The organism is Ruegeria sp. N7 (assembly GCF_056531345.1).
This window is the reverse complement of sequence record NZ_JBQFLR010000012.1, coordinates 94,784-119,429: the sequence shown is the minus strand read 5'-3', so window position 1 is coordinate 119,429 and position 24,646 is coordinate 94,784. Positions and strand designations below refer to the sequence as shown.

The 24,646-nt window shown below is 59.2% G+C and carries 22 protein-coding genes; 12 read left to right on the top strand and 10 right to left on the bottom strand.

Features of this window, described 5'->3' with window-relative positions:
• The 10 genes from ACR0ES_RS14160 to ACR0ES_RS14115 form a co-directional block, all read left to right on the top strand.
• On the top strand, positions 1-1,105 hold a 1,105-nt coding region (locus ACR0ES_RS14160), incomplete at its 5' end, for a COG4223 family protein (RefSeq protein WP_480871089.1).
• A 10-nt stretch (positions 1,106-1,115) separates the two neighbouring features.
• Positions 1,116-2,609: a heme biosynthesis HemY N-terminal domain-containing protein gene (locus ACR0ES_RS14155; protein WP_480773007.1), complete on the top strand. Its 1,494-nt coding sequence runs from the start codon at positions 1,116-1,118 to the stop codon at positions 2,607-2,609.
• 85 nt (positions 2,610-2,694) lie between these two features.
• The gene (locus ACR0ES_RS14150; protein ID WP_480871087.1) at positions 2,695-3,783 is read left to right on the top strand and encodes an MHYT domain-containing protein; all 1,089 of its coding nucleotides are present in this window, start codon (positions 2,695-2,697) and stop codon (positions 3,781-3,783) included.
• 139 nt (positions 3,784-3,922) lie between these two features.
• Complete coding sequence (locus ACR0ES_RS14145) at positions 3,923-4,756, top strand: FAD binding domain-containing protein (protein WP_480587451.1); 834 nt, start codon at positions 3,923-3,925, stop codon at positions 4,754-4,756.
• A gap of 14 nt (positions 4,757-4,770) precedes the next feature.
• Positions 4,771-5,265 (top strand): (2Fe-2S)-binding protein, encoded by a 495-nt coding sequence (locus ACR0ES_RS14140; RefSeq protein WP_480474462.1) that lies wholly within the window; start codon positions 4,771-4,773, stop codon positions 5,263-5,265.
• Positions 5,262-7,679, top strand: coding sequence for an aerobic carbon-monoxide dehydrogenase large subunit (locus ACR0ES_RS14135; RefSeq protein WP_480871085.1), 2,418 nt, complete (start codon positions 5,262-5,264; stop codon positions 7,677-7,679). The genes ACR0ES_RS14140 and ACR0ES_RS14135 overlap by 4 nt, the downstream gene beginning before the upstream one ends.
• A gap of 104 nt (positions 7,680-7,783) precedes the next feature.
• Complete coding sequence (locus ACR0ES_RS14130) at positions 7,784-8,650, top strand: AAA family ATPase (RefSeq protein WP_480871083.1); 867 nt, start codon at positions 7,784-7,786, stop codon at positions 8,648-8,650.
• A complete protein-coding gene (locus tag ACR0ES_RS14125) occupies positions 8,650-9,840 on the top strand; it encodes a vWA domain-containing protein (RefSeq protein WP_480773005.1) in 1,191 nt (396 codons plus the stop codon). Before ACR0ES_RS14130 ends, ACR0ES_RS14125 begins: the two co-directional genes overlap by 1 nt.
• Positions 9,841-9,853: 13 nt before the next feature.
• Positions 9,854-10,666, top strand: a complete 813-nt coding sequence (locus ACR0ES_RS14120; RefSeq protein ID WP_480587462.1) for an XdhC family protein — start codon at positions 9,854-9,856, stop codon at positions 10,664-10,666.
• A 99-nt stretch (positions 10,667-10,765) separates the two neighbouring features.
• A complete protein-coding gene (locus ACR0ES_RS14115; protein ID WP_480487916.1) occupies positions 10,766-11,218 on the top strand; it encodes an SRPBCC family protein in 453 nt (150 codons plus the stop codon).
• Between the two features lie 517 nt (positions 11,219-11,735).
• On the opposite strand, the gene ACR0ES_RS14110 is transcribed toward ACR0ES_RS14115, so the two are convergent.
• Genes ACR0ES_RS14110 through ACR0ES_RS14090 form a run of 5 tightly spaced genes read right to left on the bottom strand, consistent with a single transcriptional unit; the run spans position 11,736 to position 15,942 of the window.
• Entirely contained in the window at positions 11,736-12,278 is a 543-nt protein-coding gene (locus tag ACR0ES_RS14110) for a DUF3833 domain-containing protein (protein ID WP_480487914.1), read from the bottom strand.
• On the bottom strand, positions 12,275-12,892 hold the full coding sequence (locus ACR0ES_RS14105) for a DUF3833 domain-containing protein (protein WP_480871081.1): 618 nt from the start codon (positions 12,890-12,892) through the stop codon (positions 12,275-12,277). Before ACR0ES_RS14105 ends, ACR0ES_RS14110 begins: the two co-directional genes overlap by 4 nt.
• On the bottom strand, positions 12,889-14,112 hold the full coding sequence (locus ACR0ES_RS14100; protein ID WP_480773004.1) for an MFS transporter: 1,224 nt from the start codon (positions 14,110-14,112) through the stop codon (positions 12,889-12,891). The genes ACR0ES_RS14105 and ACR0ES_RS14100 overlap by 4 nt, the downstream gene beginning before the upstream one ends.
• Entirely contained in the window at positions 14,112-14,657 is a 546-nt protein-coding gene (locus ACR0ES_RS14095) for a hypothetical protein (RefSeq protein WP_480773003.1), read from the bottom strand. The genes ACR0ES_RS14100 and ACR0ES_RS14095 overlap by 1 nt, the downstream gene beginning before the upstream one ends.
• Complete coding sequence (locus tag ACR0ES_RS14090; RefSeq protein ID WP_480871079.1) at positions 14,611-15,942, bottom strand: NAD(P)/FAD-dependent oxidoreductase; 1,332 nt, start codon at positions 15,940-15,942, stop codon at positions 14,611-14,613. The genes ACR0ES_RS14095 and ACR0ES_RS14090 overlap by 47 nt, the downstream gene beginning before the upstream one ends.
• 152 nt (positions 15,943-16,094) lie before the next feature.
• Between ACR0ES_RS14090 and ACR0ES_RS14085 the strand changes: the two genes are divergently transcribed.
• On the top strand, positions 16,095-16,820 hold the full coding sequence (locus tag ACR0ES_RS14085; RefSeq protein ID WP_480871077.1) for an SDR family NAD(P)-dependent oxidoreductase: 726 nt from the start codon (positions 16,095-16,097) through the stop codon (positions 16,818-16,820).
• A gap of 3 nt (positions 16,821-16,823) precedes the next feature.
• Here ACR0ES_RS14085 and ACR0ES_RS14080 read toward each other — a convergent pair whose 3' ends face one another.
• Positions 16,824-18,476: a DUF6504 family protein gene (locus tag ACR0ES_RS14080; protein WP_480482653.1), complete on the bottom strand. Its 1,653-nt coding sequence runs from the start codon at positions 18,474-18,476 to the stop codon at positions 16,824-16,826.
• A 66-nt stretch (positions 18,477-18,542) separates the two neighbouring features.
• Positions 18,543-18,833 carry an I78 family peptidase inhibitor gene (locus ACR0ES_RS14075; protein WP_480773000.1) on the bottom strand — a complete coding sequence of 97 codons (291 nt, stop codon included), beginning with the start codon at positions 18,831-18,833 and terminating at the stop codon, positions 18,543-18,545.
• 130 nt (positions 18,834-18,963) lie between these two features.
• Here ACR0ES_RS14075 and ACR0ES_RS14070 point away from each other — a divergent pair, with 130 nt between their 5' ends.
• Positions 18,964-20,076, top strand: coding sequence for an S-(hydroxymethyl)glutathione dehydrogenase/class III alcohol dehydrogenase (locus tag ACR0ES_RS14070; protein ID WP_267364409.1), 1,113 nt, complete (start codon positions 18,964-18,966; stop codon positions 20,074-20,076).
• Between the two features lie 60 nt (positions 20,077-20,136).
• Here the strand turns inward: ACR0ES_RS14070 and ACR0ES_RS14065 are convergent, their stop codons facing one another.
• The 3 genes from ACR0ES_RS14065 to ACR0ES_RS14055 form a co-directional block, all read right to left on the bottom strand.
• Entirely contained in the window at positions 20,137-21,075 is a 939-nt protein-coding gene (locus tag ACR0ES_RS14065) for a DMT family transporter (protein ID WP_480506582.1), read from the bottom strand.
• A 153-nt stretch (positions 21,076-21,228) separates the two neighbouring features.
• The gene (locus tag ACR0ES_RS14060) at positions 21,229-21,642 is read right to left on the bottom strand and encodes a group III truncated hemoglobin (RefSeq protein WP_480482659.1); all 414 of its coding nucleotides are present in this window, start codon (positions 21,640-21,642) and stop codon (positions 21,229-21,231) included.
• Between the two features lie 48 nt (positions 21,643-21,690).
• Positions 21,691-24,609 (bottom strand): error-prone DNA polymerase, encoded by a 2,919-nt coding sequence (locus ACR0ES_RS14055; protein ID WP_480772999.1) that lies wholly within the window; start codon positions 24,607-24,609, stop codon positions 21,691-21,693.
• Between the last annotated feature and the right edge of the window lie 37 nt (positions 24,610-24,646).

Sequence of the window (24,646 nt, the reverse complement as noted above, 5' to 3'; positions counted from 1 at the left end):
CGAAGCCGAAGCCGAAGCCGAAGCCGAAGCCGAAGCCGAAGCCGAAGCCGAAGCCGAAGCCGAAGCCGAAGCCGAAGCCGAAGCCGAAGCCGAAGCCCCGGTCACTGAAAAGACCGTCGAACGCGTAGTTGAAAAACGTGGCGGTTTCGTTCCGGCCCTGTTGGGGGGCGCGCTGGCTGCCGTTGCAGGTTTCGCGCTGGGCAACGGAGGGCTGTTGCCAACCAGCCCGGACAACTCGGGAGCGCTGGCAGAGCTGGAAGCAAAGCTGACAGAGCAGTCGGACCAGATCGCCAAACTGTCACAGGCGCTTGCAAACAGCCCTGATGTGTCTGGACTGGCAGATCAGGTCAAAACGTTGTCGGACAAGCTGACACCGGTTGAAGGCGACCTGAGCACGGTAAAATCCTCGGTCGATGCGCTGTCCGGTCAGGTCGCGCCATTGACGGACCGGATCGCTGCGCTGGAAAAAGCCCCGATTGCCTCCACTGCCTCGCCCGAGGCAACCGCCGCGTTTGAGGCGGAACTGAAGAAACTTCAGGATTCGCTGGCAGCGCAACGGGCTGAAGTCGAAAAAATGGTTTCGGACGCTCAGGCCCTTGAAGCGAAAGCCTCGGCAGAAGCACAAGCCGCAACGAATGCTGCCACTCTGGCGCGCCTGCGTGGGCAGCTGGATACCGGCCAGCCTTTTTCGGAACTGGTTGCTGAATTGAAGGCAGGCGGCGTGAATGTGCCGGACGCCCTGTCCGGCCCGTCGGAAAAAGGCGTGGAAACACTGACCGCGCTTCGGGCGTCGTTCGAGCCTGCGGCGCGAGATGCATTGGCCGAGGCGCGCGAGGCTGAAAAAGGAACGGGTTTGGTCGCCTTCCTGCAACGCCAAACGGGCGCCCGTTCCGTCACGCCTCAGGAAGGTGATGGTCCAGACGCTGTTCTGTCGCGCGCGCAGGCTGCGCTGGCAGATGGCGACCTGACCAAAGCGTTGAATGAACTGAAATCACTTCCCGAAGTGGCGCGGGCTGCGATGGCCGATTGGGAGCAGGCGGCCGGGATACGAGCCGCCGCCGTTGACGCCGTGAATACGCTGGCTTCCAGCCTGAACTCGAACTGAAGGACCTGCCATGCTGTGGTCATTGTTTAAGATCCTCGTTTTTGTTGCGATTATCGGCCTGCTGGCGCTGGGCGGTCACTTCCTGATGCAAACCAGTGGTGGGGTGCAGATCACGGTCGCGGGCACGGAATTCACCCTTGGGCCGCTTCAGTCGGTGATTGCGCTGGGTGTTCTGGTATTTGCGGTCTGGCTGTTCTTCAAACTGCTCAGCCTTTTGGTTGCGACGCTCAAATTCCTCAACGGCGACGAAACCGCCCTGTCGCGTTATTTCGACCGCAGCCGGGAACAGCGCGGCTATCAGGCGCTGGCCGATGGGTTGATGGCGTTGGCCTCGGGCGAGGGGCGCATTGCCATGACCAAGGCCAGTAAAGCCGAAAAGCTGTTGAACAAGCCGGAACTGACGGATCTACTGGTGGCGCAGGCTGCCGAGATGACGGGTGACACCAAGAAAGCTTCGGACACCTACAAGAAACTGGTGACAAACAGTGCGACCCGATTTGTCGGGGTGCGCGGTATCATGAAACAGAAGCTTGCCGAGGGAGATGATGAAACCGCCCGCAAGCTGGCCGAAAAGGCACTGGCCATCAAACCCCGCCACGAAGAGACACAGGATGTTCTACTGAATTTGCAGACCAAGGCGCAGGATTGGGCCGGTGCCCGGTCGACGCTGACTTCCAAGTTGAAAGCAGGGTATCTGCCGCGCGACGTCTTCAAACGCCGCGATGCGGTTCTGGCGCTGTCCGAAGCCAAGGGAATCCTGGATGAAGGCGCAACTGTCGAGCAACAGGAGCGCGCGATCGAAGCCAATCGCCTGTCGCCCGATCTGGTTCCCGCCGCCGCCATGGCAGCCCGCGCGTATATCGCCAAGGGCAAGTCGCGGGCAGCGACAAAGATCCTGAAAAAAGCGTGGGAGGTTCGCCCACATCCGGATCTGGCCCATGCCTTTGCCGAGATCGCGCCGGATGAAACTCCGGAACAACGGGTCAGACGATTCACGGCACTGACCCGCATTCATCCTGAAAACATGGAAACTCGTTTGATCCTGGCCGAGCTGAACATTGTGGCCGAAGACTTTCCCGAAGCCCGCCGTGCCCTGGGTGATGTTGTCGAAAAACGGGGTGATGCGCGCGCCTATACATTGATGGCTGCTGTTGAGCGCGGCGAGGGTGCCACGGACGCCGTTGTCCAAGGTTGGCTTGCCAAGGCACTGAACGCGCCGCGCGGCCCGCAATGGGTGTGCGACAACTGTCATGACATTCAACCCGAATGGGGACCTGTCTGTCAGAACTGCCACAGCTTCGATACGCTCAGCTGGCAGACACCACAGACACCCGAGATTGCAACAGCAACCGGGGTTCACATGTTGCCGCTGATCGTCGGCGCACTTGAAAACCAGACCGAAGAACCCGAAACAGTCGAGCCTGCGGAGGACGATGATGTGGTTGAAGTCTCAGTGGATGCCGTAGAGGTCGCGGACGACGCAGAGGCTCAGAAACAGGTCTGAGCCCTGCTGTTGCTAACTGTGAATTGTCGCAATCAATTCGGTTTGCTAACGTCATCCTCGCGTCGGGGAGGGCGTTCAAATCCAAATGCTGGACTACTCTCACAACACTTGGTTGGTGGTGGCTTCGCTTGCCGTGGCGCTCATGGCCGGGTTCACGGGTCTGTACCTGACGCATGGCGCGTCAAGGCTGGATAGCCAGCAGCGCAAGTTCGTGGTGGCATTGGCCGCTGTCATTCTGGGCGGCGGCATCTGGTCGATGCATTTCGTAGCGATGCTGGGGCTGCAACTGCCAATCCTGTTCTACTATGATGCCCTGATTACCCTGATGTCGGCACTGGTTGCGATCCTGATGGTCGGGCTGGCGTTGCTGCTGCTGCATTTCCGGCCTCGTTCGGTTCAGACGATGATCGGGTCCGGTGTGATTGTCGGACTGGGCATCGTTGCGATGCACTATGTCGGGATGGCTGGTATGCAGCTTTGCCGCCCCGTCTATGACATTATCGATGTTGCTCTGTCAGCGCTGGCATCGGTAATCTTGTCGGTGTCTGCAATCTGGGTGGCTTATGGCAACCGGACTCAACGAAACATCCTGCTTGGCACGGTTTGTTTCGGGCTGGCGGTGTTCACCATGCATTTTGTCGCCACAGGCCTGACGGATTTCGTCGCGAGCGACAGCCTCGGCGGTGCGGGTCCTGCGCTGGATAACCAAGTTTTGGCAATGGGGGTGACGGTATCCGTCTTCCTGATTTGTGGTGCTTTCCTGTTGACCGGTATTACGTTCATAGAGCCAAAGCCCGTGACTGCACCTGCCTCAGGACCTGTGTCGGAACCCGCCCCAATGCGCGCTGGTGTTCCGTATGAGCGCGAAGGCCAGACCTTTTTTGCGCATCCCGCGCGGATCGCCGCCATTCGGGCCGAGGGGCATTATACGGTTCTCTATATGGATGCAGAGAAGCTGTTCTGCCCCTGGTCGATCACCGATGCGGAAACGCGGCTTTTGCCCGAAGGGTTCCTGCGGGCGCATCGCAGTTATCTGGTGAACCCGAAACACGTCTCGCGATTTGAACGCCACAAGGACAACGGCACCTGTTATTTCGATGGTGTTGACGCGCTGAGCAAGGTGCCGGTCAGCCGGTCCCGCCTGACAGATATTCGCGAGGCACTGGGGGTCTAGGCGCAACTCGTGCAGTTCTTTCGCATTTCGTGAAACAAGCCGCGCGCTCCGTTTTCCTTAACTGGATCAGTTAAATCCGCCGTTCTTTCCTGACCTCAGGTCCCCCAAGGCATATCGCCCGGACCCAGGGAGGAAAAACATGATACCAGCCGGCTTTGAGTATCACCGGCCAGGCGACATTGCCTCGGCCATCGGCATTCTACAGGAATATGGCGACGAGGCGCGCGTGATCGCGGGCGGGCACAGCCTGATCCCGATGATGAAGCTTCGGATGGCCGAGATGGGTCATCTGGTCGATCTTCAGGCCATTGAAGAACTCAAGGGGATCGAGGTCGGACCTGACACCGTTACTTTGGGTGCGATGGTCACGCAGCACGAGCTGATCACCCACAGTGGTCTGGCCGAAGCCATTCCGCTGATCCGCGAGGCGGCGCTGCAGATTGCGGATCCGCAAGTGCGGTACATGGGCACTGTCGGTGGCAATGTAGCCAATGGTGACCCGGGCAATGACATGCCGGGTCTGATGCAATGCTTGAACGCCGCGTTCGAGTTGTCCGGCCCGGACGGGAACCGGACAGTTGCCGCGCGTGATTTTTATGAGGCCGCGTACTTCACCGCCCGCGAAGACGAAGAAATCCTGACCCGGATTTCGATCCCTGTACCGGGTGCAGGCGTGGGGCAGGCCTATCAAAAGCAAAAGCGCAAGATAGGAGATTATGCGACCGCCGCTGCGGCTGTGATGGTTGGCAACGGTCAGGCCTCGGTTGCGATGACCAATCTGGCCGACACGCCCATCTGGTCGGATGAGGCCAGCACCGCGCTGGCTGCGGGCGATGTCGAAGGGTGCGTTGCCGCAATGCTAGACGCAATCGATCCGGTCGCTGATAACCGCGGCCCCGTCGAATTCAAGAAACACGTGGCAGCCGTGGTGCTGCGCCGCGCCATCGACCGTGCGCAAAGCCGCGCGGGCTGAGGGGGAGGGAACCAATGTCGAAAATGCATGTCAAACTGACCGTAAACGGCAAGCAGGTTGAAGGTCTGGCCGAGCCGCGCACGCTGCTGATCCACTTCCTGCGGGAAGACCTGAAAATCACCGGCCCACATATCGGGTGTGAAACCAGCCACTGCGGTGCCTGCACCGTGGATATCGACGGCAAGTCGGTCAAATCCTGCACCGCCTTTGTAGCGCAGGTAAACGGTGCTGAGATCACAACCGTTGAAGGCCTGACCAATGATGATGGCAGCCTTGGAGTGTTGCAGGAAATGTTTCGCGAACATCACGGGCTGCAATGTGGGTTCTGCACGCCGGGCATGATCACCCGGGCGCATCGTCTGCTTCAGGAAAACCCGAACCCGACCGAGGAGGAAATCCGTTTCGGCATGGCCGGAAACCTGTGCCGCTGCACCGGATACCAGAATATCGTCAAGGCGATCTCGGCCTCGGCTGATTTGCTCAATGCTCAGAAGGAGGCCGCGGAATGAACGACCAGACTCTGACCCCCGAAGAACGCGCTGCCAACCTCAAAGGTATGGGCTGCGCCCGAAAGCGCGTCGAGGACGTGCGTTTCACCCAAGGCAAGGGTAATTACGTTGATGACATCAAGCTGGACGGGATGCTGTTTGGCGATTTTGTGCGCTCTCCCTATGCTCATGCCCGTGTCGTCAGCGTGAACAAAGAGGCCGCTTTGGCACTGCCCGGCGTGATCGCCGTTTTGACCGCCGAAGACCTGTCGCCTTTGGGATTGCACTGGATGCCGACATTGGCCGGTGACAAGCAGATGGTGCTGGCCGATGGCAAGGTGCTGTTCCAGGGCCAGGAAGTTGCCTATGTTGTCGCCGAAGACCGCTATGTCGCGGCGGATGCCGTTGAATTGGTCGAGGTCGAATACGAAGAGCTTCCTGTCATCACTGACCCGTTCGAATCGTTGAAGTCGGACGTGGTGCTCCGCGAAGATCTGGAAGGTCAGACCGAAGGCGCACATGGGCCGCGTAAGCATCACAACCACATCTTTACGTGGGAACAGGGCGACAAGGACGCGACCGAAGCTGTGCTGGCCGAGGCAGACGTGGTCGCCGAAGAGATGATCTATTACCACCGCACCCACCCGTGCCCGCTTGAGACCTGCGGTTGCGTGGCGTCGATGGACAAGGTGACTGGCAAGCTGACTCTGTACGGGACGTTCCAGGCTCCGCACGCGATCCGCACGGTTGTGTCGCTGATTTCGGGGTTGGCCGAGCATAATATCCGCGTGATCAGCCCCGATATCGGTGGTGGGTTTGGCAACAAGGTGGGGGCCTACGCAGGCTATGTGTGCTCGGTGGTGGCCTCGATCGTTACCGGCAAGCCGGTGAAATGGGTCGAGGACCGGATGGAAAACCTGATGTCCACTGCCTTTGCGCGCGACTACTGGATGCAGGGGAAGATTGCCGCCACCAAGGATGGAAAGATCACTGGATTGTGGTGTCATACCACGGCAGATCACGGCGGTTTCGACGCGTGTGCCGACCCGACCAAATTCCCTGCCGGGTTCATGAATATCTGCACCGGGTCTTATGACATCCCGACTGCCTATTTGGCGGTGGATGGCGTCTATACCAACAAGGCGCCGGGCGGTGTGGCCTATCGCTGTTCCTTCCGCGTAACCGAAGCCGCCTATTTCATCGAACGCATGATCGAGGTTCTGGCCATCAAGCTGAACATGGACGCGGCCGAGTTGCGTCGGATCAACTTCATCAAGGCAGATCAGTTTCCCTATCAATCCGCGCTGGGCTGGGAATATGACTCGGGCGATTATCACACGGCCTGGGACAAAGCGCTGAAGGCTGTGAACTATGAGGGTCTGCGGGCGGAACAGGCGCAGCGGATCGCGGATTTCAAGGACGGAAAAACGCGCAAGCTGCTGGGCATCGGCCTGACGCATTTCACGGAAATCGTCGGAGCCGGACCGGTGAAGAACTGCGATATCCTCGGGCTGGGGATGTTCGACAGCTGCGAGATTCGCATTCATCCGACCGGATCAGCGATCGCGCGGCTGGGGACGATCAGTCAAGGGCAGGGCCATGCCACAACCTTTGCCCAGATCATCGCCAGTGAAATCGGCCTGCCCGCCGATGACATCACGCTGGAAGAGGGTGACACGGATACCGCGCCTTACGGGCTTGGGACCTATGGATCCCGGTCCACTCCGGTCGCTGGCGCGGCCACGGCAATGGCGGCCCGCAAAATTCGGGCAAAAGCCCAGATGATCGCGGCCTATCTGCTGGAGGTACACGACAATGACGTCGAATGGGACGTGGATCGCTTTGCTGTCAAAGGCGCGCCGGAGCGGTTCAAGACCATGAAGGAAATCGCATTCGCCGCCTATAATCAGGCCATTCCTGGGCTGGAGCCGGGTCTGGAGGCCGTCAGTTACTATGACCCGCCCAATATGACTTATCCGTTCGGAGCCTATATCTGTGTCATGGAGATTGACGTGGATACTGGTGAATGGGAAGTCCGGCAGTTCTATGCGCTGGATGACTGCGGTACTCGGATCAACCCGATGATCATCGAGGGGCAGGTCCATGGGGGTGTGACCGAGGCACTGGCCATCGCGATGGGTCAGGAGATTGCCTATGATGACATGGGCAATGTGAAAACCGGTACGCTGATGGACTTTTTCCTGCCAACCGCGTGGGAGACGCCGAACTATACCACTGACCATACGGTGACCCCATCCCCGCACCATCCGATTGGCGCAAAGGGTGTGGGGGAAAGCCCGAATGTCGGCGGTGTGCCTGCGTTCTCGAACGCAGTGCATGACGCGTTCCGGCCTTTTGGGTTGGTGCAGAGCCATATGCCGCACGATCACTGGCGGATTTGGAAGATTGCCAATGGTCTGGGGATGCATGGGTGATTGGGATCGGACCGGCTGTTGCCGGTCCGACCGACGGAGGGGGCTCTGCCCCCTCCGAACCTCCCCCGGGATATTTGGGGCCAGATGAAGATAGGATCCTGGTTTTGACCTTGAACGACGTGCAGAACGGGTTGGCCGAGCAGGGCTATGTTGCCGATGATCGGTTGGTCATGGCGCTGCATCTGGCGCAGAAACTTGGGCGCCCGTTGTTGCTGGAGGGGCCGGCGGGTGTGGGGAAAACCGAAGTTGCGAAAGCGGTGGCAGCCTGGCGCGATACGCGATTGATACGTCTGCAATGCTACGAAGGTCTGGATGCCAGTCATGCCATCTATGAATGGAACTATCAGCGACAGCTATTGGCGATCCGGGCGAGCGAAGCGCAAGGCGGCGTCGCTGAGGCGCAGCTGTTTTCGGATGAATATTTGCTGAAAAGGCCTTTGTTAGAGGCTATCTCGGAAACGAAACCTCCGGTTCTGTTGATTGATGAGATTGATCGGGCGGATGAGGAGTTCGAAGCCTATCTTCTGGAAATCCTGTCAGACTTTCAGATCACCATACCCGAGTTGGGAACGGTGCAGGCACATGTGCGGCCTGTCGTCATTCTGACGGCCAACGGGACGCGGGATTTGTCGGATGCGCTGCGCAGAAGGTGTTTGTACAGCTTTCTTGACTATCCTTCGAGGGACACCGAACTGGCAATCCTGCGGGCGCGACTGCCTGAAATCGAGGGGATTCTGGCGCGTCAGATCATCGGTGTTGTACAGGCGCTGCGTCAGGAAGATCTTGAGAAGAAACCGGGCATCGCCGAAATGCTGGATTGGGCAGCAGCCCTGTCCGGGTTGGGTGTCAATGATCTGGCCAAATCCCGCGAAGACGTCCAGGCGACGCTGGTGTGTTTGCTGAAAACTGCCGCAGATTACAATGCGGCACCGCCCGAGGTGATGGATCGCCTGATTGGAAAGGTCGCGTGATGCAGGTTACGCGCTTTCCCTCTCGGGCCTCGGGTCTTGCCGACCGTATGTCGGGTTTCATAGCGCATTTGCGAATGAACGGTATGCAATTGGGGGCGTCGGATGCGGGGGACGTGCTTGCCGCCTTGTCCGAAGTGGATGCAACGGATGCCAAACAGGCCCGGCAAGCCATGTGCGCGGTATTGACCGGAGATGCGGAAGATTGGCGCCGATTTGATGAACTGTTCGACGCCTATTGGTTCAACGCTGGCGCACAGCGTTCGGGAAAAGCGAAAAACAAGCATGTGCGGGTGCAGTCCGCCAAGCCAATGATCTGGCAGACCAGAACTCAGGGTGAGGACGAACCACGATCCGGGTCGGAGCAAGAGGCCACTCTGCCTGACTGCGGTGAAGGGGAAGCCGAAGGGGTGGACGGCAAGTTGATCGCCACGCGAACGGCCAACCTGTCACGCCGGGACTTGCGAGAGTTGATGGACGAAGAGGCCCTAAAACAGGCTGAAACAGCCGCGCTGACCTTGGCGCGGGCATTTCGGGACAGGCGATCGCGCCGCCGGAAACGGGCGTTGCGCGGGGCTGTTCTGGATATGCGCCGAATACAGCGCGCCAGTCTGGCGCGTGGCGGTGAGCCGCTGGACCTGTATCGCCGAGCGCGGCCACCGCGCCCGATGCGGATTGTGGCATTGTGCGACGTTAGTGGTTCGATGACCGCGTACTCACGCGTGTTTCTGGCTTTTCTGAAAGGGTTGACCGGCAGCGGGATCGAGGCAGATGCGTATTTGTTTCACACGCGATTGATGCGGGTAACAGATGCGTTGCGCGACCATGACACCCTCCGGGCTGCGGGGCGATTGTCGCTGATGGCCGAAGGCTTCGGCGGCGGTACCGATATTTCCGGCAGTCTGGAGCGATTTCTGTCGGGATACGGCGCGCGGGCACTGAACGGGCGTACTGTCGTCCTGATCCTGTCGGACGGATATTGCAGTTCTGATCCGCAGGCTCTGGGGGATATGCTGGCGCGTATCAGGCGCAAGGCACGCCGGATCGTCTGGCTGAACCCCTTGAAGGGCTGGAAGGACTATCAACCTATTGCGGCAGCGATGCAGGCGGCTGAACCCTATCTGGATGCGCATTTGCCGGCCAATACACTGGATGCATTGGCAGCGCTTGAGCCGCAGTTCCAAAAGCTGTGAAAGGAGTCTGACCTTGGCGAATTTCGACATTTTTGACACCATCGATCAGCTGCGCGGAACCGGAGAGGCCTTTTGTGTGGCGACGGTTTTGCGCACGGCGGATGCGACCTCGGCCAAAGCTGGGGGGAAGGCGGCGATTACCCAGGCGGGTGAAATCCTGGGGCATCTAGGCGGGGCTTGTGTGCAGCGCGCAGTCCGGGCCGCGGCGCAACAAGCTTGGGCGTCCGGGGCACCGCAGATTATCCGTGTCAAACCTTCGGAAAAGGTGGTGAACATGACGGATCCCGATGGTGTTCAAACGTTCAAAAGTGGGTGCCCGTCCGGTGGTACAGTCGATCTTTTGGTCGAACCCTATCAACACGCGCCCCGGCTGGTGATTTTCGGCGAGGGGTTGATTGCCAAAGCTCTGGCAGCGCATGGATCGCTGGCCGGATTTCGCACGGCTGTCGAGGATGGGCTTGATATTGCTGGAAACCATGTGCGGTTTGCCTTGGCACATGTCGATGCGCTGGGTGTGGAGCCGCGGGACTTTGTCGTGGTGGCTGCGCAGGGGCGCAGCGATGCATCCGCTTTGAAGGCTGCATTGGAAACCGATGCGGCACGCGTGTCGATGGTGGCCAGTCGCCGCAAGGCAGCTACGCTGACTGCAAAGCTTATCGCCCAGGGATTGGACCCTTTGAAAGTTGCGCGCCTGAAATCCCCGGCGGGGTTGGACATACATGCCATAGATCCGCATGAGATCGCCCTGTCGATTTTGGCCGAGATTGTGATGTGGCGGAACGGTGAAAAGGCAGCAAAGGTGTCGCATGATGAAAAGCTTGCTTGAACACCTTTGCCACATGTGGCCTGCGTGGCTGGCTCAAAGGATAGAAACGGCTGCAATGCGCCTATTTCCAAGATGTTGTTGAACAAAGGAAAGACCTGAATGGAACTGACTGATGAAATCCGTATCGCAGCGCCACGCGACGTCGTTTACCGCGCGCTTAACGATCCCGACATTTTGATGGAATGCATCCCGGGATGTGAGGAACTGACGCAGAAATCACCAACCGATCTTGAGGCGAAAGTTGTTCTGAAAATTGGCCCGGTCAAAGCGCGCTTTGCGGGTGAGGTCACATTGGACACGGCCAATGCACCAAACGGGTTCTCTTTGATGGGTGAAGGCAAGGGCGGGGCGGCTGGATTTGCCAAAGGCGGCGCAGACGTTTCGTTGACCGAAGAAGGTGACGAAACCGTACTGAAATACACGGCGAAGGTTGATGTTGGTGGCAAGATCGCTCAGCTCGGCAGTCGGCTGATTGCGGGAACCGCCAAGAAGTTGTCGGCAAAGTTCTTTACGCGGTTCGGAGAGATCGTGTCAGAGCAGTCGACTGCATGATCCGGGGCGTTCCATAGCCGAGAGGTTGTCAAAGCATGGACCACTGACGACAAGGCGGGGGAACCCGCCATCAACCGAAGTGTGGCAATCGGCGGTGACTGCAAATACTCAGTCAGGACAACACCCTTCAGCGAGAGCTGCGAGCACCCCTGTCAACGGGGGGTTGAAAATCGGGTTTTGCCCATAAAAAATTGGCTTTTCCCGAAATAACCGGTAGATTTTCTGCAAAAGGTGGAAAACACCGGAGGCAGTAAGAGAGCAGATGTCACAGGCAAAAACTCGTGTTTTGCGGACCACGATACCTGCCGGTCTTGTCGGCAAACGGGACGGTCTTTTTTTCTTGTGGGGCGAGATTGAGCGCGCCCGTTTGAAAATTGAAGACGGAGCCCACCACGACTCTGCAACGCCAGATGGGCCAAATGTAAACATGGCAGACGCAGCAAGGCGTCTGGTACAGGTGCCGGTGGACGAGTTCATATTTTATTGATGGGCAACGTCTGGATGGAAATAGCGGAATCTATTCTTTTTCAAAGATCAGGATAACTTCGCCGAGGCGTATGCCAAAGCGTGAGACGTAAGCGCGGTTTAACAGACGGTCCTCGGTCAGCAGCCACATCCAATCGTCAAAACTGACGCGCATCGTGCCATCTTTGACAGGCAGGTCAATCTTGTATTTCCAGTTGAAGGTGTCGCCCCTCTCGGTCCCGCTGGCGGTTCCCAGCACACCGGGCGCAGTACCAGTCCACGTGTCATCGCCAGTCTTTGTCAGCGTCCAGATGCGCTGTTCGGTTGCGCCGTCGTCGTAGATAAAATCCTCGACCAGTGTCAGGGTTTCCCCGTCCCATGTGCCGTCGATATCGACTTCAAATCTGCGTGGAACATTCCCCAGTACATCCTGAAACTGCCCGTAAGCCACGGTCTTTCCGTCGAAGAATTCCTCGAGGTTCAGCTGCCGTTCAGACAGAAAGGTTGTCGGAACCTTCGGTTTGCCAGAGCAGGCAACCAGAAGTGCAAAGCTTGCGACGGAAACGCATGTAATCAGAGAGCGACCTGTGATCATTGCACCAGCCGCCTTTCTGAAGTGATGCTATACTCATTTGCGCCACCTACGTGGATCGGATGTGATTTGGGGGTTGGGCGCATTGTTGCAACGAGCTCAGCAACCTTGATGCCAAACTTACGCATCTCGGAGCGATTCATGATAACGCCCTGTTCTGTCAAATACATCCAGTCTGTAACATCCAGCGTGTGTCCTCCTGCGTCCTTGGGGAGAATGATCCTGTAGGTCAGCTTGATCGTTGCGCCGGATATCGTGCCGTGACCTTCGCCAACGATATCCTCTGCCGTTGCCGTAAACGTATTTCTGGTGCCCAGCGTCAGATACCACTTACGGTTCATCTTTTTGCCATTTGAGTACGTGAAAAACTCGGAAAGTGTGCCTGTGTTCCCATTCCACTCACCAACCATGCGGGCCACAAAGCTGTTCGACATCCTGCCATTGGGGCCATAGATCAGACCTTCGGACAGGATTTCACCGTTCAGATGCTTCTTCAGCGAAAAAGTGGGCCCGGTACCGGCATAGTCTGACGGGCTCTGCGCACGAAAGCTCAGCAGTCGGGCGCGGACAAGCATTGCAATCAGCAGAGCCAGCAGGATGATGGCGAAAGCATTCATTTGCTTGTGACCTCGGTTGGCAGGGTCAGGACCATTCCAAAGGCCCCAAGTTTCAGGATGCAGGGCAGCATCGCGTAGGCGAGATTGAGTGCATCAAGCGCTTGGGCGGAATTGGTTTGACCGGGGGTGAAGCCATTGCGCTCCAGCAATGGCAGGGTAATAAAGGCTGCCAGGGCCAGGCCCAGCTTGCCAGCAAAGGACCAGATACCAAACGCTGTGGACGCGTTAAGACCGGCTCGGGTCAAAGTGACCGAAAACATGGCGGGCAGCACGACCATATCCGCGCCCAGAGCGGCACCCGAGGCGAGGCAAATCAACGCAAAACCGGTGAGGTTCCCAGCGCTCAGTGTGGCGGCACCGATAAATCCCGCGATGGAAAGCGGCATCGCAATCATCAGTGTCTGTTTCGAGCCAATTTTGTTGCTGAGCTTTGCCCAAAGCGGCACACTTGCGCCCGCGCTGAGGAAAAACAGGATCAGCAACGGTCCGGCTTTGCCGGGCAGTTGCAAACGGTCCTCTACGAAAAAGAGAAACAGGGTCGATGTGACGGCCACAGGCAGGCTGTTGATCAAAGCCAGCACCAGAAGGCGCAAACCCCCGGCCTTGCCCAGGCTTGCGAAAGACAGACCGGATCCGGTGATTGGGGGCCGCCGCCAGATCGGAACAGTCAACAAAAGGGTTGCGACCGATAGCAGACCCAGAAACAGACCAAATGCGGGATAGCCTTGCGCGTGGGCTCCGGCGGCAACAAAAAGGGCAGGGGCACTTGCCGCGATGATAACGCCTGTCAGTTGTCCGCCTTCCCGATAAGCGGCGAGGGTCATCAACTCCTTCGCGTCTGCGCGTTTTGCTAGCGTCGCACTACGCCCGTAGAGCAGGATAGTCCCCAGGCTATAAGCCGAAAACAACAGTATCAGAAGAACAATCAATGTCAGTACATCTGCGCCTTGTTGCAGGCTGAACAGCGCCGGAAATCCAATGGCAAGGCCGAGAGCTGCCATGGACGCAAAGACAAGCTGGCCACCGGGCCATCTATCTATCGCCCAACCGATCAGTGGGTCCTGTACCAGATCGACCAATCGGATCATCAGCAAGACGGTACCGATCACCCCCAGTCCAATGCCCAGATTCACCGCCGCAAAACGCGGCAGATGAATGTATAGCGGGATGCCCGCCGCAGCGAGCATCAGCGCATACAAGCTGACCCGAGGGTAAAGCATCACTTTCCCTGAAGCATTCGGGTGAAGGACGCCGACCGCGTGTTTTCGCCAAGGAAAACCGACATGAAACTGCGTTTGATGCCCGGATATGCCATTGTGCAGGTCTTTCGACCGTTCAGCCAGAAACTGACCTTGTCTGGCCCGTCGGACACCGCCAGATAGCTGTCACCCTTGGTGACACCTTTAAAACATACATCCAGTTGGTCGCCAATCGGGGCAGGGTGGCCGACGCGTTTCATCTCGTCGAGCGTCGAGTTGACCAGCGCATTCTTCTTGATGCTTTTACGGTATGTCAGCTGAAGCCCGAAATCTTCACTCCAGCTGAACGAAGCACCTTTGGGTGTGTAAAGCTTGGCGTCGTAGATCGGAAACCCGAGATAGCGGAAGGTTGCAGTTCCGCGAAGTTGTGCACCATCCAACTCTTCCGTCACAGGCGAGGCAATCAACCCAGTGGGGGCCAGCAAGGAAAGGCTCAAAAGGGTCGCGCGCAGCATCCCGCTATTCGGCGGCAACAGAGATGGCCGGATCTTGTCCAAGAATGGCATATTCAGCTCCGATTGTTTGCGGGGTGCCATTTATCCGCTCAACAACATGCATCGCGCTGGCAATCCCGTCTTCGTGAAATCCGTGCCGGTTATACGCACCGGCGAACCAGGTTCGGTTCTGTCCTTGTATTTCGCGAATATGCCCCTGTGCTTTCAGGGCGGCTTTGTCGAATACCGGGTGGGCAAACTCGACCTGATCATAGATTTTGTCCGCTGGAATCTCTGCCGAGGCGTTCAGCGTCACAAAAAGCGGGTCGTTGTCCGGTATGTTCTGCAGTCGGTTCATCCAATATGTAACGCCTACGTCTCCGGCCTGTGATCGATAGGTCCAGCTGGACCAGCACGCACGCCGCTTTGGCATCTGGCCAGGATCGCAATGCAGGGTGGCAGTGTTGGGTTGGTACCGAATTGCGCCCAGCGCAGCGGTTTCCGCCGGGGTGGCATTCCCGCCCAAAATGGCAAGCGACTGGTCAGAGTGGGTAGCCAGGATGATCTCATCAAACTGATCCACCGTACCCTGACTGCGGACCGTAACACCTGTCACACTCCGGGAAATGTTCTGAACCGGACTGGCCAAACGGATTGCCGCCCCTCGTGTCCGTAGGGCGGCATCGATCCTGCGGACATATTCGATACTGCCACCTTTAACTGTGTACCACTGGTGTTGACTTGCACGGCCACTGGCCAGAAGGGCGTGATTTCGAAAGAACTGCACCAATGAGCGTGCAGGGAACTGATCCACCAGCTCAACCGGAGTTGACCAGATTGCCCCACACATGGGCATCAGATAGTTGTGGCGGAACCAGTGTCCTAGCCGAAGCTGATCCACCAGCTCACCAATCGTGGTGTCGTCGTCTCTTGCAGCCTCCGGAGCCTTTTTGCCAAAGCGCAGAATGTCGGCAATCATCTTGTAATAGGCGGGGCGCGCAAGATTGCGCCTCTGCGCGGTCAGGGTGCGCAGATTGTTCAAACCATATTCGATACGACCATTGTCGATTGTCGCACCAAAACTCATTTCGCTTTCGATAACGGGAACATTGAGCTCATCAAAAAGTCGGGTCAGAAAAGGATAGGTTGCGTAGTTGAAGACGATGAAACCAGTATCCACCGGTTGATCGCCGTTCTTCCCGGCCATGACTGTGCGGGCATGGCCACCTAAACGCGGTTCCGCCTCATAGAGGGTCACGTCATTGTTTTCTGAAAGGTAGTAGGCGGCTGAAAGGCCTGAAATACCTGCACCAACAACTGCGATTTTCTTCCGTACGCCCTGGGTTTCGTCGAACATTCCAGCCTCGTTAAGTGGTTCTTAGAATGGAATACGCGGGGTAGGTGCAGCTGGATCAATCCGGTTGGAAGTTTTGTCAGAAGCGCGATCGCATTTGATCCAACTACGTCACGGGCCCGTAGAATATGAAACATGACTGAATCGGCCCGCGCATGAGCAGCTTTGACGGAAAAACCTATTGGATCATCGGCGCAAGCGAAGGTTTGGGTCGTGCTTTGGCCAATGCGCTAAGCGACAGGGGCGCGCATTTGATCTTGTCGGCGCGTAGTTCTGAACGTTTGGCCGACATCTGCTCCGAGCTTCCCAATGCCCGTGCGATCCGGTGCGATGTCACTGATTTAGATTCTGTTCGCGGGGCTGTGGCCGAGGCGGGTCTGGTCGATGGGCTGGTTTACAATGCCGGCGCGTATGACCCCGTGCGCTCGGCGGATTGGGATACAGAGGCGTCGCTCAGGATGGGTGATGTAAACTATCTGGGTGCTTTGCGTGTGTTGGGTGAAACCGTCCCGGACCTTGTTAAGGCAGGTCGGGGGGATATTACGCTGATCGGGTCGCTCGCGGGCTATCACGGGTTGCCAGCGGCCATCGGATATGGGGCCAGCAAGGCGGCACTGATTTCCCTGGCGGAAACGATGCGCCATGATCTGGCGGGCACCGGCGTGACCGTGCGGATCATTAATCCCGGCTTCATCAAGACCCGTCTGACTGAGAAAAACAGCTTCAGGATGCCCATGCTGATGAGCCCCGAGGATGCGGCGGATCGTGTGGTCAAGGCGATGTTGCGGCGCCGTTTCCGTACAGATTTTCCTGCACCATTCTCGTGGTTTATCCGTCTGATTGACTATCTGCCGGATCTGTTGGTGTACCGAGGGAAATAGACCCTAACCAAACTGCCCGTGACAAAACCAGCCTGCAGACATGGTTCCGCCATGGCCATAAAACAGCCACAACCGCTCGCCCTGCTGTGTCACCACAACCCAGTAGTCCCGCACGCCGCTGCGCCAGTTCGGGTCATCCAGCCACCATTCCGGTGCGATCCGTTCCGGGCCGGTGGCCTGCGCCAGCTGCCAGTTACGCCCGCGCCAGCGAAAGGCGCTGGGCACGTCAGGGGTTTCCGGTGCCATCACCGGCTCAGGCTGCCACATCAGCAGGGGGCGGGGGCGTGGCGGCGCAGGCCAGTCGCGGGCAGGTTCCGACCATGCCGCCGCCAGCGTTTGCGCCGTTTTCTCAGGGATGTGCGAGGCCGCGGGATGGCGCCGGGTGATCGCCTCAAGCCCCACCCGCGCGCCCAGCTTGCCGATCAGATCATCCACGGCGGTGTTGCCCGCCAGCCGGTTGCGGGCCACACGGCGGGCTTCGGCATGGCCGGCCACGGTACGGGCGTGGATGGGTTCTGTCTGAACCGCCTCAAGCCGCAGCATGTCGATGCCGTAGCCTGCGTCGATCTTGTCAACTTTCATCTCTAACAAAGGGCGAATGCGGTATTTATCGTAAGTTGGGCGGGCCAGGCCGACCTCGATAACCTCAGCTGCCTGATCGGCGCGGTGCGCCTCCAGCCGCAGGGTGCGGGCACCGCGCCCCTTTTCTTCCAGCTTGGTGCAAAGCGTTGGCAGAACCCGATCAACCGCAGCCATGACATCCTCAACCAGACCAATCGGGTTGGGCAGGGTCATCCGCACCGCGAAATGGTGCGGCGGGCGGGCGGGCGAAACAGGCTCGGGCGCGCTGCCCATGGCCTGATCCAACCGCAGAACCAGCCCGCGTCCAAACCTCCGCGCAAGGCTGGCGCGGGGTTGACCCAGCAGATCGCCGATGCGGCGCAGGCCCAGACGGTTCAGCTGCACGACAACCTGATCTTCCAATCGCAGCGCGGCGATAGGCAGGGGGCTGAGTGCGCCATAAGATTGACCCGGCGGTGCGATCCGCGCGCCTCCACCCAGGGCCCTCACTTGCGGCGCGGTGCCGCCTTTGGTCCAGTGCCGCCGTTTACCCGCCCGGGCGCGGGTGGCACGGGCCTCCTGACTGATGGCGTCGCCATTGCGGTCGGATGTGGCCGCCTGCCCCGCATAGCGCGCCAAAGCCCAGGCTGCGCCCAGCGTGTCGGCGATGCCAATCTGTACGCTGAGGCCCATATCCGCGCAATCGGTTTCAAGAACGTTCAGCAACGCCTCCTCTCCGCCAAACAGATGGGCGCAACCTGACAGATCGACGATCAGCCCGTCCGGGGCCTCTTCGGCCACCCATGGGCTGAACTTTCCCGCCCAGCGACGCAACGCGGCCAGGAACGCGGCTTCGGCCGGGGCGTTACGGTGCCGCGTGATCAGGTTGGCACACATGGCATGAGCATCCCGCACCGGCTGGCCGATACGCAGCCCGACAGCCTGCGCATCGGCATTCACTGAGGTAATAACCTGCATGTTCGACTGTTCGGCCACGATGGCCAAAGGCCCGGTATGCAACCCCCGCGCAGCGCGGATCAGCCGTTCAGCCCCCAGGCGAGGGAACCATAGCGAAAGTATTCGGCGTTTGGGCATTTGCAGGCACCACAATGTTCTTACTTTGTTCTTAGGTGAGAATCGATGCCTGAGTCGAGTCCGCCCTTATCCGCAGGTCAGCCGCTGGATGATCCCGTCACCATTCACGTACACGTTCAGCCGGTCGATGCGGTAATCCTGTGTGGCGATGCCATCCGGGCCCAGCACGCGCGACCGTGCGGGCAGGTTTGCCTGAATGTTCGAAACCGGCTGGCCAACGGTATCGGAAAAATCTTCTCCCTGACAAAAGGCCAGATCGACCGGGGCAGGTTCCGGCGGCAGCAAAGCGTCTTCGGGCGCGGGCGGGGTTTCAGCACAGGCCGCCAGAAAGAACAGGATCGGGAAAAATCGGTGCATTGGCGTTCCTCATTCTGGCAATGTCGTTTCTGCAATATCAATTAATTAGCCAACCTGCCATGAAAGCACGGTTGAAAACACCCTGTAATTGACGCAGGGTCGGGGCAAAAGTGACAGGGAGATAAGTAGCATGCGTACCCGTGCCGCCGTCGCCATTCAGGCAGGCAAACCTTTGGAAGTGATGGATGTGAACCTCGAAGGCCCCAAGGCGGGCGAGGTTCTGGTCGAGATCAAGGCCACCGGTATCTGTCATACCGACGAATTCACCCTGTCGGGTGCCGACCCCGAAGGCTTGTTCCCGGCCATTCTGGGCCATGAAGGCGCAGGCGTGGTGGTTGAAGTGGGTCCGGGCGTAACCAGCCTGAAGCCGGGCGATCATGTGATCCCGCTTTACACGCCGGAATGTCGCGAGTGTGAATACTGTCTGCACCCCAAGACCAACCTGTGTCAGGCGATCCGGGAAACCCAGGGCAAGGGTCTGATGCCCGATGGCACCTCTCGTTTCTCGACCTTGGATGGCGATCCGATCCTGCACTACATGGGCTGCTCGACCTTCTCGAACCACACAGTTCTGCCTGAAATCGCCCTGGCCAAGGTGCGCGAGGACGCGCCGTTCGACAAGATCTGCTATATCGGCTGTGGTGTCACGACCGGTATCGGCGCGGTCATCAACACCGCCAAGGTGGAAATCGGCAGCCGCGCAATCGTGTTTGGTCTGGGCGGTATCGGCCTGAACGTCATTCAGGGTCTGCGTCTGGCCGGAGCAGACCAGATCGTCGGCGTCGACCTGAACCCCTCCAAAGTGGAAATGGCCACAAGGTTTGGCATGACCGACTTCGTGAACCCGTCCGAAGTTGAAGGCGATCTGGTGCCGTATCTCGTCAACCTGACCAAGGGCGGAGCGGATTATACGTTTGACGCCACAGGCAATGTCGGCGTGATGCGCGCAGCACTTGAATCGGCGCATAAGGGCTGGGGTGAGTCGATCATCATCGGCGTGGCTCCTGCAGGGGCCGAAATCTCGACCCGGCCATTCCAACTGGTCACCGGCCGTTCGTGGCGCGGTACCGCATTCGGCGGCGCGCGTGGGCGCACGGATGTGCCCAAGATCGTCGACTGGTACATGGAAGGCAAAATCGAGATCGACCCGATGATCACCCACACCATGGGTCTGGACGACATCAACCACGGCTTTGACCTGATGCATAAGGGCGAAAGTATCCGTTCGGTGGTTATCTACTAAGAGTAAAATCCACAGTTTTCCAACCAAGGCGCGCTGATCGGCGCGCCGTTTTTGTTGGACCTACTTTCCAGGCCGTGACGCCCCGGTATCTGAACGCGGCGACCGAACCCGCAGAACCGGGGTGTTGACCGAGGTGGTGTTGGCCCGGCTTTCTCGCCAAACAACATAGACGCCGGACGCGATGATGATGCTGGCACCGACGGCGACCCAGATGTCAGGGCGCTCGTCGAAGAAGATCATGCCAAACAGCGTCGCCCAGATGATCTGGCTGTACTGGCTGGGGGCGACGACACCGGCGGGTGCGGCGCGGTAGGCCAGAATGATCAGGTGTTGCGCGATGACCGAGAACACCCCAACCAGCGCCATCATCGCCAGATGCAGCAGGGACGGCGGCTGATATACAGCCGGTTGGGCAAGGCTCATCACGACGATGGCCAGCAGCATCGGATAAAGGATCAGCACGGCCGAGCGCTCCTCATTCCCGATCTTGCGGACAAGGACCGAGGCAAAGGCGCTGCAAAAGGCGGCCATCAGGGCGGCCATATGGCCCAGTGTGATATCCGTTGCACCGGGGCGCAGAACGATCAGGACGCCGATCAGGCCGACGCCAACCGCAGCCCAGCGCTGGACGCGGACCACTTCACCCAGTATCGGGATCGACAGCACCGTGACGATCAGCGGGAATGAAAACAGCAGGGAATAGACCTCGGCCAGTGGCAGAACCGAAAACGCGTAAAACGCGCAGGACATGGCCGTAACCATCAGGCCCGAACGCAGCAAAACCAGCCATGGGTGATGCGGCAGAAAGTTTCCCGTCGTGCGGTCGGTCAGGATCGTGACGGCCATTGGAACGAACGAAAACAGCGTGGCGAAAAAGATGATCTGCATCACTGAATAGGTGCCGCCCAGCACCTTGATCAGCGCGTCGTGGCTGGCAAAGACGGCAAATCCCAGAAATGCATAGCCAAGCCCCCGCAGGGTGTTGTTTTGAGCACTCATCAATCCGGCCTCGGCCTATGTTGGTTTGGTGACGATACATCATAGCAGCGCAGGCAGGGTTCCCGGCTGTCCGTAGTGCTGCTTAACCCTATTCCGAGGGCGCGAATAGCCCTTATTTTATCGCTAACATCGCATGGCCGCCATGATCCGGGATCATCGCAGGATCGGCGGCGCGTCTTTGGGCTGTCGTGCGGATTGGACACCTGCCTTCATGCCGACACCGATGCGGCGGGCCAAGGCGACCCACGGGGTGGCCGTTTCCGCGGGCAGAGTCCGGGTGGCGACCTCCTCGAACAGATCCAGCCAATGGGCAAAGAATTTCGGTTTCACATCGGGCCGTTCGATATGGACCCGTTGCGGATTGCCGTCATAGCAGCGCTCATACAGGATGGCATTGCGCCAGAAGGCGGCGATCTTGTCTTCATGCGCGGGCCAGTCGGTGACGTGGTTGGCAAATACGGGCCCAAGAACCGCGTCTTGCCGGACACGGGCATAAAAGGCGCGAACTTGCGCGTTGATTTGCTCGGGCGTCGCGGGAAAGCGCGGGGGAAGGATGGGTCTGGTCATGACGGCCTGAATTTCGACTCTGTTTTCGGCAGATAGGGTGTTCCGGGGTTACGGAACAGAGGTGGTTTTGTCGCGCCCATCCGGCGTCAGCAGATGCCGCAGCAGGGCCACCGGGTGCGCCCGCAGGCTGAGGCGGGTGGCGACGTAATCTTCGACCACCTGTTCGCCCAGCGTCATTTGCGGCAGATAAGCCTCGGGTTCGTCCAGCGCCTCGCCCTCCAGATCTTGCGAAAACAGGGGCAGAGGCTTGGCTGTGGCAATTGCCTTGGCCTGCCACAGCGCCTCGCGCCGGGTCAGGTCGCAGGCGGCGAAGGCATCAGCCTCGGCCAGCCGTTCGATCACCGATGGTCCAAGGCCTGCGCGGCGCCAGACATCGTCGACCTGGGTGTAGCCGTTGCCGCGCGCGGCGGTCAGCCAGCTGGCGTCTTCCTCGCTCAGGCCCTTGATCTGGCGAAAGCCCAGCCGCAGCGCCAGCCCGCCATGGCCATCAGGCTCCATCACATTGTCCCAAAAGCTGGCATTGATGCAGACCGGGCGCACCTGTACCCCATGTTTGCGCGCATCCCGCACAATCTGGGCCGGCGCGTAGAACCCCATCGGCTGCGAATTCAGCAGGGCGCAGGCGAAGATGCCCGGATGGTGGCATTTGATCCAGGCCGAGGCATAGACCAGCAGCGCAAAACTGGCCGCGTGGCTTTCGGGGAAACCGTACGAGCCGAAGCCTTCGATCTGGGAAAAGCAACGTTCCGCGAAATCCTGTTCATACCCGTTGCGTTTCATCCCGCGCAAAAAGAGCGCGCGGAATTCGCTGACATTGCCATGTTTCTTGAAGGTCGCCAGCGAGCGGCGCAGCCGATCGGCCTGTTCCGGGGTGAAGCCCGCGCCGACAATGGCGATCTGCATCGCCTGTTCCTGAAACAACGGCACGCCCAGCGTTTTGCCCAGCACCTCGCCCAGCGCGTCCGAGGGGAAGCTGACCTCCTCCTCACCGTTCCGGCGGCGGATATAGGGGTGGACCATGTCGCCCTGAATGGGGCCGGGGCGGATGATGGCAACCTCGATCACCAGATCATAGAAATTACGCGGCCGCATCCGCGGCAGGAAGTTCATCTGTGCACGTGATTCCACCTGAAACACGCCGATGCTGTCCGCCTTGCAGAGCATGTCATAGACTGCCGGATCCTCGGGTGGCAGGGTGGCAAGGGTATAGCTGGTCTGGTGGTGCTGGCCGATCAGGTCAAACGCCTTGCGGATGCAGGTGAGCATCCCGAGGCTGAGGACATCGACCTTGAGGATGCCAAGACTGTCGATATCGTCCTTGTCCCAGCAGATGACCGTGCGACCCTCCATCGTGGCGTTTTCGATGGGGACAAGCTCATCCAGCCGACCCTCGGTGATGATGAATCCTCCCACATGCTGCGAGAGGTGGCGGGGAAAGCCGTCGATCTCATAAACCAGCATTAGAGTCTGTTTCAGGCGCCGATCTTCGGGGTCGAGACCAATTTCGCGCATCCGTTGCGCCTCAAGCCCCGAGGCCGAGAAAAAGCCCCAAAGCTGTGAGGAAAGCGCCGAGATTGTATCTTCGGTCAGGCCCATGGCGCGTCCAACCTCGCGGATGGCGCGTTTGCCGCGGTAATGGACCACCGTGGCACAGAGGCCCGCGCGTTCGCGGCCATAGCGGTCATAGATGTGCTGGATCACCTCTTCGCGGCGTTCATGTTCGAAATCGACGTCTATGTCTGGCGGTTCATCGCGCGCCTCGGAGACGAAGCGTTCAAACACCATGGTGCCCATCTCGGGGCTGACCTCGGTGATGCCGAGGCAAAAGCAAACGACCGAGTTGGCAGCCGATCCGCGCCCCTGGCAGAGGATGCTGCGCGAACGGGCGAAATGGACGATATCGCGGACGGTCAGGAAGTAGGGTTCGTATTTCAGCTTGCCGATCAGCGTCAGCTCATGCGCCAGCATTTTTTTCGCCTTTTCGGGCGCCCCGGCGGGATAACGCCATTTCAACCCCTCATGCGCCAGACGGTGCAGGCGCTGGGTCGGGGTTTCTTGTGTGCTGCCCTCGTTGGGGTATTCATAACGCAGCTCGTCCAGCGAGAACGTGAGTTGTTCGCTGAGCGCATAAGCGCGGGCAACGGCCCCCTCATGACCTTTGAAGATGCGTAGCATCTCGGCCCCGGAGCGCAGGCGCTGTTCACCATTGGCCAAAGCGTCCCGACCCAATGCATCCACTTTGCGACGCAGGCGGATGGCAGTCAGCACATCGCCCAGTTTGCGGCGGGTGCCGTGGTGCATCATCGGTGTCGCGCTGGCGAGCGTTAGGATGCCAAGCTGTTTTGCTTCAGTCTCTAATAAAGAGAAAAATGCGCTATCGGCGCCATCATACCGGGGGTGCATCAACAGATGCATCCGCCCGGCAAAGCGGCGCGTCAGCTGCTGCGCCTGTGTCCGCCACGCGCCCGCGCCGCCCGGAGAGCCCGCCGCCTGTGGCCACAGCAGCAGGTGGAGGCCATCGGAAAATTCGAGCAGGTCAGACAGGTGCAGGATGCAGTCGCCCTTATCGGCGCGCAGGCGGCCTTTGGAGAGGATGCGGCACAGGTTGGCCCAGCCCTGCCGGTTCAGGGGCAGAGCGGTAACCATGGGCGCATTGGTGAAGATCAGTCGCGCCGCCGGGATCAGGCGGGGAACCGCGTGGATGGGATAGGAGGGCGGCTTGGGGATATGATCGGGGCAGGGTGGCCCGATTGAGGTATTCTGCGCCTCCCACGCCAGCCGTTCGCGGACCTTGCGGGCGAGCTCGCGCGCCTGAGTGTGGGCGCGGACGATCCCGGCGACCGAGTTGTCATCGGCAATCGCAATGGCGGGTAGGCCCAGGGTGACGGCACGCTCCATATACTCCTCGGGGTGCGAGGCCCCGGTGAGGAAGGTAAAATTCGACGTGATCGACAGCTCGGCATACATGGCGATTCCACATTATATTCACGTTTTGTTCTTTTTC